The sequence below is a fragment of the Alteromonas sp. BZK5 genome (assembly GCF_014349115.1).
Lineage (GTDB): Bacteria > Pseudomonadota > Gammaproteobacteria > Enterobacterales > Alteromonadaceae > Alteromonas > Alteromonas macleodii.
This window is the reverse complement of the sequence record NZ_JACSOE010000098.1, coordinates 1-11,221: the sequence shown is the minus strand read 5'-3', so window position 1 is coordinate 11,221 and position 11,221 is coordinate 1. Positions and strand designations below refer to the sequence as shown.

The 11,221-nt window shown below is 42.3% G+C and carries 16 protein-coding genes; 11 read left to right on the top strand and 5 right to left on the bottom strand.

What is annotated here, in order from left to right; genetic code table 11:
- Positions 1 to 389 (top strand): hypothetical protein (locus tag BIZ39_RS18550; protein WP_239220370.1); only part of this gene is annotated, 389 nt, incomplete at its 5' end.
- A gap of 19 nt (positions 390 to 408) precedes the next feature.
- Positions 409 to 1,017 (top strand): DUF6988 family protein, encoded by a 609-nt coding sequence (locus BIZ39_RS22055; RefSeq protein ID WP_222936700.1) that lies wholly within the window; start codon positions 409 to 411, stop codon positions 1,015 to 1,017.
- A gap of 534 nt (positions 1,018 to 1,551) precedes the next feature.
- On the opposite strand, the gene BIZ39_RS18540 is transcribed toward BIZ39_RS22055, so the two are convergent.
- Complete coding sequence (locus tag BIZ39_RS18540) at positions 1,552 to 3,339, bottom strand: DUF4942 domain-containing protein (RefSeq protein ID WP_187447685.1); 1,788 nt, start codon at positions 3,337 to 3,339, stop codon at positions 1,552 to 1,554.
- Between the two features lie 162 nt (positions 3,340 to 3,501).
- Between BIZ39_RS18540 and BIZ39_RS18535 the strand changes: the two genes are divergently transcribed.
- Both BIZ39_RS18535 and BIZ39_RS18530 read left to right on the top strand, forming a co-directional pair.
- Positions 3,502 to 3,723: a hypothetical protein gene (locus tag BIZ39_RS18535; protein ID WP_187447684.1), complete on the top strand. Its 222-nt coding sequence runs from the start codon at positions 3,502 to 3,504 to the stop codon at positions 3,721 to 3,723.
- The gene (locus BIZ39_RS18530; RefSeq protein WP_187447683.1) at positions 3,720 to 3,887 is read left to right on the top strand and encodes a hypothetical protein; all 168 of its coding nucleotides are present in this window, start codon (positions 3,720 to 3,722) and stop codon (positions 3,885 to 3,887) included. Before BIZ39_RS18535 ends, BIZ39_RS18530 begins: the two co-directional genes overlap by 4 nt.
- 1 nt (position 3,888) lies before the next feature.
- Here BIZ39_RS18530 and BIZ39_RS18525 read toward each other — a convergent pair whose 3' ends face one another.
- Both BIZ39_RS18525 and BIZ39_RS18520 read right to left on the bottom strand, forming a co-directional pair.
- Entirely contained in the window at positions 3,889 to 4,422 is a 534-nt protein-coding gene (locus BIZ39_RS18525; protein WP_187447682.1) for a hypothetical protein, read from the bottom strand.
- 61 nt (positions 4,423 to 4,483) lie between these two features.
- Positions 4,484 to 5,515, bottom strand: coding sequence for a phosphoadenosine phosphosulfate reductase family protein (locus BIZ39_RS18520; RefSeq protein WP_187447681.1), 1,032 nt, complete (start codon positions 5,513 to 5,515; stop codon positions 4,484 to 4,486).
- A 214-nt stretch (positions 5,516 to 5,729) separates the two neighbouring features.
- Between BIZ39_RS18520 and BIZ39_RS18515 the strand changes: the two genes are divergently transcribed.
- The 3 genes from BIZ39_RS18515 to BIZ39_RS18505 are packed head-to-tail and all read left to right on the top strand — an operon-like array spanning position 5,730 to position 6,950.
- Positions 5,730 to 5,933 (top strand): hypothetical protein, encoded by a 204-nt coding sequence (locus BIZ39_RS18515; RefSeq protein ID WP_187447680.1) that lies wholly within the window; start codon positions 5,730 to 5,732, stop codon positions 5,931 to 5,933.
- A gap of 5 nt (positions 5,934 to 5,938) precedes the next feature.
- Complete coding sequence (locus BIZ39_RS18510) at positions 5,939 to 6,106, top strand: hypothetical protein (protein ID WP_187447679.1); 168 nt, start codon at positions 5,939 to 5,941, stop codon at positions 6,104 to 6,106.
- Positions 6,107 to 6,113: 7 nt separating this feature from the next.
- Positions 6,114 to 6,950, top strand: coding sequence for a DNA adenine methylase (locus tag BIZ39_RS18505; protein WP_187447678.1), 837 nt, complete (start codon positions 6,114 to 6,116; stop codon positions 6,948 to 6,950).
- Between the two features lie 4 nt (positions 6,951 to 6,954).
- Here the strand turns inward: BIZ39_RS18505 and BIZ39_RS18500 are convergent, their stop codons facing one another.
- Positions 6,955 to 7,140: a hypothetical protein gene (locus BIZ39_RS18500; RefSeq protein WP_187447677.1), complete on the bottom strand. Its 186-nt coding sequence runs from the start codon at positions 7,138 to 7,140 to the stop codon at positions 6,955 to 6,957.
- A gap of 79 nt (positions 7,141 to 7,219) precedes the next feature.
- On the opposite strand from BIZ39_RS18500, the gene BIZ39_RS18495 reads away from it, so the two are divergent.
- The 3 genes from BIZ39_RS18495 to BIZ39_RS18485 are packed head-to-tail and all read left to right on the top strand — an operon-like array spanning position 7,220 to position 8,948.
- Positions 7,220 to 7,732 carry a hypothetical protein gene (locus BIZ39_RS18495; protein ID WP_187447676.1) on the top strand — a complete coding sequence of 171 codons (513 nt, stop codon included), beginning with the start codon at positions 7,220 to 7,222 and terminating at the stop codon, positions 7,730 to 7,732.
- A gap of 22 nt (positions 7,733 to 7,754) precedes the next feature.
- Complete coding sequence (locus tag BIZ39_RS18490) at positions 7,755 to 8,012, top strand: hypothetical protein (protein WP_187447675.1); 258 nt, start codon at positions 7,755 to 7,757, stop codon at positions 8,010 to 8,012.
- Between the two features lie 12 nt (positions 8,013 to 8,024).
- A complete protein-coding gene (locus BIZ39_RS18485; protein ID WP_187447674.1) occupies positions 8,025 to 8,948 on the top strand; it encodes a hypothetical protein in 924 nt (307 codons plus the stop codon).
- Positions 8,949 to 8,985: 37 nt separating this feature from the next.
- Here BIZ39_RS18485 and BIZ39_RS18480 read toward each other — a convergent pair whose 3' ends face one another.
- Entirely contained in the window at positions 8,986 to 9,372 is a 387-nt protein-coding gene (locus BIZ39_RS18480; RefSeq protein ID WP_187447673.1) for a hypothetical protein, read from the bottom strand.
- A gap of 311 nt (positions 9,373 to 9,683) precedes the next feature.
- On the opposite strand from BIZ39_RS18480, the gene BIZ39_RS18475 reads away from it, so the two are divergent.
- A protein-coding gene (locus tag BIZ39_RS18475; RefSeq protein ID WP_085929704.1) for an IS3 family transposase occupies positions 9,684 to 10,834 on the top strand; the annotation gives its coding sequence in 2 pieces (ribosomal slippage) (positions 9,684 to 9,960 and positions 9,960 to 10,834; 1,152 coding nt in all).
- Positions 10,835 to 11,221 lie beyond the last annotated feature (387 nt).

Sequence of the window (11,221 nt, the reverse complement as noted above, 5' to 3'; positions counted from 1 at the left end):
TAGGCTCCAAGCTGAAAGTAAACCACCTCCGCAGCCATTTATTGGTGTGGTCTACAGAGGATTATGTCTTTTTAGAGGGGAAAATCCCTAGAACCCCATTATGTGAAAAACATTATGGCATATTGTTAATTATGAATAGTTTATTGTATTTAAAAGAAGGTGCATTTGCTGAGCGACTCACCGATAAGGCGATCACCAGAGTCATCGCTCAGGAAAGTAAAGATGATGAACTTAAGTTTTTTGTTTTTGCAATTAACGCTGATACTAAAACAGCATACGTTATGCGTCACGGGCGTACTAATGAACTGCGGACATGGCGCTTGGATAATTTGGCGAAATTTCTAAAGCTTCATTCTGTTGAGAATTTTGAAGTCCAATACGTCAGATAAGAAATTTAGTGAGTCCATAATGGAATGCATTTTTAAAGCGAGGGAACATCTGGAAAGAATTTGGCCGTTAACAGAGTTATGCTCTGCGCCGCCGACAACTCGAACAATACTTGTTTCTTCGATGTTGTTTGTTAGTTTGAATCACTGCGATGCCATTCAGATGCTTGCACAAAAACGCAATTTCGCATCCGCTTACGCCTTACTACGCCCATTATTTGAAACGACGTTTCGTGCAATGTGGCTACACAGATGCGCGACAGATGCACAAATCGATAAATCTATTCAAAAAGATGAGTGGAAAAGTGCATGGACTTTGATCCAGGAAGTCGAGTCCAGTATCCGTCAACCTCCTCTTCTTTCCCGAATGTGGGAAGACATGCGCCCATTCATGCACAGTTTTACCCATGGAGGCATCCAAAACGCAGGGAGACAGGTTGGCCAGGGCAACATAATTACGCCTAACTTGAGTGATGAAGAAGTACGCCATTTGATGCAAAAGGTTGGTGTTTTCTCTTGGGTGATTTTAAAAGAGCTTATTGACTTAACTGACAGTGAAAACCTTGTTAGAGATTTTGAACAGATCGGTACGTCACTTAATGAATGGGCATTTGCTATAGCTAGGGAATGAGTTAGATGATTGGTCTGATTGCAGACACAAAAAAGCCCGTTTGGACGACGGGCTGATTTGTTTGCGTATTGGAGTACGCATACCTTTAGACAACTTAAATATAGAACATCTATAAGATAATATCAAATCCCCTCTTATCAAATTCATAATGCATGTATATAATAACAGTGCTCTGAAGGCGTACTTTGATGTGAGTTATTAGGCATATTAAACCTCTTTTTTTACCTAATTTATCTCGGGCCGTTGCTTGGACAACAATGGCTGCTTCCTAAACTTACTGGGAGTACGCATACCTTTAGACGGTAAGTACCGGTCTGACGAGATAACTGTGAAGGAAGCAGATGACTGGCCATACTCCCTCCCACCAAAGGAGGACGTTCGAATGGTTGAAATAGTTATTTTAATATTAACTGTTATCGCTCTACTGTTATCGATTGCAGTATCAGTGAAGCAACTTAGCTCGAAAGATTAATTGAGGGCTAGAACGGAACTAAAGGGGGCTTTATGCCCCCTTTTAATAACAATGTCTTTTTGCTAGTTTAGCAATTTCACAGCATTCGGCTGGATGTAGATATGGTCTTTTGTATCCCACACCCTGGTATCCACTTTCGCACAGCCTGTTTCTTTCTGATATTCTGCGCGATTGCGAACCCAACCGAGCAATCGTGATATTGTTATGTTGAATCGTGCCATGGCTTCAGTATTCATTTTTATGTGGCGGTTACCGTTCCCGTAATACCTAATTTGTACCAAGTCCAATTCCTTGCCATCAGGACCAGTGCCCCGAATGGCTAATTTATCCCCTGCGGTCATTTTTGAAATGTCTTCAGTTAAGAACAAGTTGCCATAGCCAAGCAATTTCATGACCACAAGTAAATCATTGGTAAAGTCCCGGGCGCTTTCATTCAGTCCACGCTGCCAGTCATAAGTACCAAAGTTCCCCCATGAGCTATAAATAAAACGGTAATCAAGCGTAATCTTACATTGTTTATAGTCATCGGTATTGTTGTGCCGCCACCGATCGTTATACATCCGTTCATTCGAACTGTAATAACGCTTTATTGAACTTTCACAGCTCAGGTCACGAAAGACAGAAATCAGACTATCTTCGACCAGGTTGTTCGCATAATTTATCGAGAAATCAACAATGTAAAGCGCGTTCTTCAACGTAAAATCAAGCGCATTGCTACTTAACGTCGTTAAAAGCTGGTTTTTGAATTTTGTAGTAAGCCGGCTGGAGATTGGGGTTAAATGCGTAAATAGTAAGTCCCAGTAAATATTTCTCATACCAAAAAGCTTATTCTTTACAGACTCTCGGATAGCGTCATATTTTACGCCTAATTCAGCCAATAACGATGAGTCGATCTTGCTGATAGCTTTGTACTGCTCGAGTATTTGCTGCATGTCTTGTTCGTAGTGATCGAGTAATGCGGCAAGAACCCCCTCAGATTTTACCAGTTCATAGCTTCGTGTGCCTTGTTTGGCCATTTCAGCCCGGATCCGCTCCTTCTCCACAAATTCATTGAATTTATCGGTGGTTTCTGAGTGTGTTTTAACCAAGCCTAGTTCACCCTCGATGAACAGCTGGAAACTGCAATTCCCGCTGACGCCGAGCTTTGGCTTGTAGCCTTCGCGGATTAATTTTTTCTTCTCTATGCGAGCTTGATCCAGTTCTCCAAAATAAAAACACACCAGGTCAACAGGTGCTCTCGCGGCTCTATCTGCACCGATAAAATCTGATTCTGCGATAATTTCTACATTAGTGATATCGCGCCGTTTGATGACATCTTTAATAGCCTTGTCCTTGCGCCAACGCCGCGGTAGTACAGCATAAAGGGCTTTAAAGTTAAGCTGACCCAAGATAGTTTGGATCCAAGCAGAGAATTCCGAGAATGGGGGATTAGTAAAGCCAAAATCGGTGCTTTTTGAAATAAAATTCGTTTCCCAGAAATCGGTACCTATCAAGACTATTTCTTTTGACGCATATTGTTTTATCTGTGTCGTCGCTTTTTCGATGGCAAACCGTTTAACCACTTTTCGTGAATCAATCTCTGCAATAGTGCTGGCTAGTGCAGATAGACAACGACCGTCGCCGGCGCCGATGTCGAGGATTCTTATTGGATCGTCGTATCGATTGGTAACTTCATACGTAGCAAATAACTGTCGTATATGCCCGGAGACCGCTTTTAATTGCTCTTCGGTGGTGGGATAAAATTCATAGTCTTCCCCAGCGTCTTTAAGTTCTTTGACTAACTGTAAAGTGGACTTTGTCGGCACGTCATTAGCCGGTGCATCATTAAAAAGCTCTGCTTGCATTCCCATTGAAGTTATCCTCGGTGGTTGATGCTGATAGTTTCATCCATGACGCAAACCTGGCAACAAATTGGGATTTTTGGTTGGACCGATGGTATTTTCCCCCTCTATTTGCCAACCCCCCAATATTGCTGATTTAACCTATGAGAAATCATCCAAGTAGGAATTCATATGGAACGCCGGAATCAGCCATCTTTCGACATGACAGCCATGCTGCAATTTGCAATCTGTCTTGCTGCGCTTATTGGGTTTGGTTGCTATATCATGTTGGCTGAAGAACCAGTCAAACAGTTGCTTTCACTTGAACTTGGACCACTGCTGATCGCGCTGGCGATGGCTTCTTTAATTGGCTTAATAAATTCAATTTACTTGATGGGGCGGGTTGCCAGATGAAAACCCAAACAATGATGATTGCAAGTGAAGTTCGTGTGGACTGCCCGTATTGCCACTCCCAACAAGACGGATTCATCGGCGACCCTAGAAACGAAACCGTCGACTGTGAAGACTGCGGAAAAACGTTTCATATACCCCCGGACGCTGACATTGAGTTGAGGTAGCTCATTCAGGAACCAAATATACGTTCGCGCCAAAAAGCAATGCAACGGGGGATTGGGGCAACTCATGCACTTTAATCCCAACATTTCGTTCAAAGAAGACATCCCTTACGAAAGGCTGATAAGTTACCGTGTAAACGCGCTTAAGCTTGCTGAGGTCTAAGGAGCCGTTAAATGCTCCTAAAACATTACCCCTGACATAGGCATGTACGCATCGTTTTCGCTCTCTGAGTGTTCGTCTACGCCCTGCAAGTGACACGACAAAAGAAGGGTTTGAAACTACGAAGATATTTGCATAACCAGATACTTTGCCCCGGTTTGCCCCTTTTCGCTGTTTGCATGAATAAAAGCCTGGGGAATTCAGGTTGCGGTAGAAATCGGCCTGTTCACCTATTCGTGTGACTCTCTCAACGCATTGGCCATTAGCCTTTATAAGCGATGTCATAGTGCCATTTTCCATTAATGAGTGACCGTTAATTGCTGTCAACCACGATTGAGTAGATTCAGGCATCATCGAGTCTTGCGCAAAATCAAACATAGTGAAGTTCCTTAAATACAAACACCGTATTCCAATAGAAGAAACGGGCCACAAAGTGGCCTCAGAAAGGCATGGCAATAGTTTGGTTGTCACCATTCACACTCGTCACCGGGATCAATGTTTGTTGTTTCGCCTTTTCTTGCATTGATTGCAGCTTGGCATCTTCAATTTCACATTTCCTCGCTCTGAGCTTATTCACCCAACGTTGCACCGCTAACTCGTCAGCTTTTATGCCCGTCTTTTCTTCTAAGGAAACTTTCACCACTTCTTTTTTGACAGTTTTGAAAGCCATGGTGTGCCCAGTCACCTTCTCAAGCGCTACCATTTGCGCGTAAGAGTCCGGGTAGCGCCTTGCGCCACACTGGAGGTCATTTATATTGCTCATAATGCAAAATTGACACGACACTCTATCGTTTCCCCCCTCTCGCCTTATTACCTGGCCGTTTTCGTAGGCCGTTTCATAGACGTGAAAGGGTACTTCGTTGTTCTGATAGATTGCTTCAAATGTCTCTTGTTTTGAGTAATGGAAAATGGGTAAAAAATCATAAACCACGCGCTTACCACTCTTGAGTGTTAACCGAGAGTTGATAAAAAGAGGGCTGCGCTTACTGCGGGGAACACTCTCAGCCGAACGCAGCCCAATACAGTTGTAGGCAATTCTGATTTTTCTTTCAGCACAAACCTTGCGTATAAGCTTATCGATAGGGCCGGTCTTCAGCGTAGAGGTACAATTCCGATACCTCGGTGAAGGCCACATCATTCTCTCCAAAACCATGTCTACAAAGTTCTTAGTCTCACATTCAACAATGTAGAGTGGAATTGACTTAGGCTTGAAGCGCTTAATATGTTCGATGATCCCCGGATGCTCAACCTCACCAAGGTGAGCATGCACATAGATAATTTGAGATGCTGGTACCAGAGATTGAATGAGTATAGCCATAGCACACGAATCAGAGCCGCCACTGGTGCTTACAAAGAATAAAGCCCCCTGTTTGGCATGGTGACGAACAATCGCTTCTCGCTCTTCAATTGATTCTGCAGCGAGTTTGTTTTCCCCATTAAAGTCAAAAAACGTTAATTGCTGGCAAGACATCGGCTCATCTCGATAGTGAAGATGTATTCACTATCAAGTGTTTTGGAATTGCGGCTACAAACCGGGCTCAGCGTGTGCGGAAAGGAAAGATTCTTTGCCGAATCCATCTTTGCCAAGAATTGATTAGACCCATCTATTTTTCATTGCCTAACGCCTTGAAGAGAAAAAATGAGTGCTAATGTGATCGTACATTATTGACAGGAGCCACAACACAATGAGCACCATAGATGAAGAAATGTTAATTCACGAACCAAGCACCTCTAACTGGTTGAGACAACAAATAGAAGCCTCGAAGAGCAGGGATCCCGTCGATGCGCTCACTGATGCTGAGTTGCTAGTAGAAATCCTTGCTCTAAGGCTGCGGCTCGTAGAAAAGCAATATAGCCAGTCACACCAAACGTCTTTCAAAGGCATTTAGTTCAAATGAAAAAGGTGAATTACTATGCACTGTCGCTGAAGATGTTTCTTTGGCTACTGTCTTTAGCATTAACACAATCGATATTTCCAATATCTGACTATTTACTAATAATCGTTGCCGTCATCGGCCTTGCTGTTTTAGAAGATAAAGCAGTCACTACATCGTTAAAGTAAGAAATATATGAAAACAGCGAAGGCCCGTTCATTTATTAAATATCCAGGTTCCAAATTGCTGATGATGGACCGATTATTAAAGCATGTACCGGCTAAAGGCAGTTTGCTAGTCGAAGCATTTTGTGGAGGATGTTCACTGTCATTGAATACAGACTATCAACATTATTGCCTGAACGATGCCAATGCGGATTTGGTGAGTCTTTATCGAATGGTTCAGCGCGATCATGTCTCTGTTATTAGAGAAGCTAGTCGGTTATTTACGCAATCAACTAACACGCACGATTTTTACTATCAAATACGAAATCATTTCAATGCCAGCTCCGATAGAGAAGAAAGGGCAATATTGTTACTTTACCTATCAAAGCATTGCTTTAATGGGCTACTCAGGTTCAATGCGAAAGGCGAGTTCAACACCCCTATGGGACGTTATAAAAATCCGTATTTCCCCATTGCTGAAATCACGTATTTCGCAGAAAAGTTTGCTAGTGCTGAATTTTACTCATTGGACTTTGTCGACTTTATCCAACAGGTCACAATGAAATTACCTCAGTATTCAGGAGTGAAGTCGTGCTATTTAGATCCACCGTACTTGCCGTTAGATGGGCAAGGACAAACTTTCACACAATATACAGCTGAAGGCTTTAAAACAGAAAGACATATGGAGATTGATAGACTCTCCAGCTCAATTAGGCCGCATTTTAGCCATGTGCTTGTGTCCAACCATTATTGCAAAACACTAAAGGCCACATACAAGAGCGCGAAACGTGTAATTCGTTTCAAAGTGAGCAGGACGATATCCTCTAAAGCCAGACGTCCTGCTTCTGAAGTGCTTTTATATTACTAAACTTTTAATCAACCTGTCCTTTGTAGTCCCATATTTCCACATCTTCAGGCCTTAATTCTTTTATGGCCCAGTGCCCTATAATTTTAAAAACGCCATTGCTGAATACCGCGTCCAGCCTTGCTGTAGGCGATTTGCTATACAGCACGACCTGGCAATTTTCTTCGGGTAAATCGTTCTCGTCTTTTGTCACAGTTGGATATTTATTGGACCCTAAGAATTTATTCTTATAAGGTTAATTAACGTGGGAAGTTAAGGGATGGTAACTGAAAATGTATAAAATAAAAGATGGATTTCTTCCACTTGATGAAACGTTGGCCATAAATCGAGCCGGTCGACGTAAGGCATTTAGAAATCCCAAAAACTCGATTCAAGATAAAACCAATTCATTTAGCACTTTAACCAAACGTCAATATGCTGGAGTGGAATTAGAGGTAACCCCTCCAGGGTCTCGAAGAACAGCATGGGTTGCAGCCGGCGTCAGTCCGGTAGAAACGGTTTTGGCAGTAATGACTGGCGTCAGTACTTTAGCAACTGTTGGGTCATACTTTTATGCTAGAAGCAGCGCTAAGATGAAAAAAGTACAAATCTGTACACATAAATTCCCAGCCTCACGGAGAATCTGTAGGCAGCCTATCGGTCTCTCTGAAATAAAAATTATTGAAGGGAAAGAATACCTGGCCAGCTATTGCTCAGCCGGCCATCAAAATTTGGTCAGAGTAATCGAGGCAATGGAATCTAAGAAAGCCAGTCATTCAAGCAAGTCTGTTGAGGAAAACATCTGAACCATCGTGGCTGGAGATAAGAATGCCAAAAATTGGCAGTGCATGTCCGAATTGTTCTGATGCCGGCGTGCTGTATTTAGATGAGCTATATGTGAGGTGCGATAATTGTGATTATGAGCGATTTTCGACCCAAGCTGAACTGGACAGTTATATTAATGACGACAAGTTTAAGTCTGATCCCAATCATGAGAGGCTACTTACTCTGATTGAAGAAGAACCCGTCATCAAGCGCAGAGACAGCCGCCCTCTGGGCATGAGAGACTTCACCATCAAACGTTAGTTGGACATCGAATTGATACACAATAATTCATTGATGGACGTGATAGGGATTTACCTTTCACGAAAGAAGAGATATCTGTCTGGAGTGCCAGACAAGCAACTTGCAGAACGTCAATGGCAATTACTAAACAACACGTTCGAGCTTGATAGCGTCAGTATGGTAGTACCTCGTAACGAGGATCTAAATCCGCATGCAAGATTGAGCCATGTGCTCGCGGAGATGTCACTTCGCCCAGGGGGAATAGGTTATTTCCAAGCTAAATACCCCCTAGATAAGGCTACAACGGCGATGTTGGCGCCAAGTGAAACGGTGAAATACAAAGCCCAGAAAATACATCGTTGTCTCAAGGAAAATTGTGATAACAAGTTGTTCCGGTTCGGTAGCTACCAATTCATGCATGAGCTTCACCAAGACGGCGGCATATTCTTTCAAAGTGCTTCAAACTATAAGCACTCTGATAACCTATCTGTGAAAGACGACGAACTTCAACTACAGTTCATTCATTATTTGAGCGAAAAGGAACAGGCGGAAATATCGGGGGCTAAATGTTTCAAATACACAGTGTCGTCACCAGACTTTTTAACGCTTTGTTTCACTGATGCCATCAATTATAGAATGATCGCAGATTGGAATGCTGAAGCAGTCGTCATAATTCATGAACCAGATGAGTTTTATAACCGATTGCGAGTGTGCACAAAGCAATTCCAATCGAACCATACCTTACTAAAGCGAGGGAGCGTGAGGTACATCGATCCGTATTTTGATGGAAAAACCCTTATCGAGAGCGAGCATCTGCCTTTTTGCAAAGACTATAAATTTCAATATCAACAAGAATATCGCTTTGTCATTTGTAATGAGAAACAATTTTCTGAACAGGAGCGGAAAATATATATTGGCTCTTTAACTGATATAGCAACCTTAGTGGACCTTCGATAACGGGGCAGTCTTTCATTTGCCCCATTATTCACGAACATCACAATTCTTGCTGATTAATTTCCATATTAGGGATATATACCAAGGCCGGTAGCCACTCACCAGCGCCATCCCCAGACCAAATAGACTCAACATTATCGGGAACAATTATGGTATGTGTAGAATGAGAGCGTTGAGTAAGACGCCGAGCAGCGGCTATTGCCGGCATCGTTGCTATATCGGTTGGATTAGATAGCATCACCTCGCCATCGAACTCTGAGGCCAATGCGCCCAATTCGCTCTCTGAATTAATTGGTGTATCACTATTCGGCAAAAAGTGAGGATCAGACACCTCATCTTGAAGTACAGCCTTGATATAAAAATCCTTCCCGGGTTCGCTCTGTTTGGCAATCCCATGAACTTTGAGTGCCAGGCCCTCACTCAACACCGAATTCTCCTGATATTGTTCCCAGATATGGCCAGATGATTCAAAAACTTGATACCCAATAATCATGGTTTTCTCCTATTCAGTAACCACGACCAGCCTAAGCTAAAAAGAATTCATCGCTATAAATCTGATGGTGCAACGCAATATAGACAAGCGATTTCTGAGACCGCTTTGAGCGAATAGCAGACGTTAGAGGAGCCTCCGTTGTAGACTAGCTATCTGATCGTATACCGGTCGTTCAGATAACTGATCTGCTTTAATCAAACAGGACACTTTAATAATGGAATATAATCCAATTATTGAGGTGTTAAATGACAAAACGAACAAACAGAAGTTACACGGCTGAATTTAAACAAGAAGCTGTCAAATTGGTAACCGAGCAAGGCTACAGCGTACCAAAAGCAGCAGCGTCTTTAGGTATCACAGATAAGTTACTTTATCACTGGAAAGCTAAATTCGAGGCTGAGCAATCTGGAGCCAGTTTAAATGCGGATGAACGAGCAGAGCTGCTAAAACTACGTAAGGAAAATAAAGAGCTAAGGATGGAAAAAGAGATTTTAAAAAAGGCCAGCGCCCTCCTGCTAAAGGAAACCAAGTAACGTTTAAAACGATTAAGCAGTTATCTTCGGCATTTCCCGTAGTTAAGCTCTGTAAAGTGATGAAAGTAAGCCGTAGTGCTTATTACGCTTGGCTCAAACGGCCAGTCAAAATCATCACAGCAGAGCAACTGAACTTATATCGAATGGCAAAGCACTTCTTCGAGAAAAGCAGAAATAGCTTAGGTTATCGGGAGCTTAGAAAGAAGTTACGCAGAGAGGGCTTTAACGTCAGTGATTATGGCGTTCAGAAGTTAATGGCAACACTTGGCTTAGTTGTGACTCAACGAGTGGCATACAAGGTGACAACCAAACGCAAACACAGTGATGCTGTTGCTGATAACCTGTTGAACCAGAACTTTAACCCTGTTGCACCAAATCAGGTCTGGGCTGGTGATGTGACTTACTTAAGAACAGGTGAAGGCTGGATGTACTTAGCCATTGTTATGGACTTATATTCACGCCGCATCGTTGGTTGGCATATCGACAAACGAATGACGACTGACTTAGTAAGCAAAGCTATGATGAAGGCTTATAACTTGCGCCAACCGCCTAAAGGCTTAGTGTTTCACTCGGATAGAGGCTCACAATACACCAGTAAGCATTATCGTAAATTGCTAGCCAATTTCGGTATAAGAGCGAGCATGGGTGATGTTGGTGCTTGTTGGGATAATGCGGTAGTTGAAAGGTTCTTCGGCAGCTTAAAACATGATTGGCTATTGAAAATACCACAACCAACTCGTGAACATATGAGAAATGATGTAACTGCGTATATGCGCTATTACAACTTAGAGCGACTTCATACCGCTAATGGTGATCTGTCGCCAATAGAATATGAGCAAAGTTCCTTAAGAAAAGTGTCCTGATTTAGTTGCGCAGAACACGTTTGGTGCTACATTTAATGTGTACAATGACGGCTCATACCCAATGCTTAGTATTGGCTATAGATATTAGCTATTACATTAACCCAACCTTCTTTAAGCTAGAGCTCCTTTTCTTCACTTCTTCAACATAAAGCCAATTACATTTAGAAATTGGCTCAACCTATTGTTATTACAGCAGTTCTATTAAAATTGCGTGTTGGCCTATATAAATATCAAATTTAGTCACTATTTAGTTACTTGATAAATGTAATTTTTATTATACTTTTAAATTAGTTAAACGCATTTTGACGTGCTCCAATAGATTCACACAGCCAGTTAAGGGATAATTATCTCAACTGGAGTGTATATGAAAACGCGAAAAAGCTATTC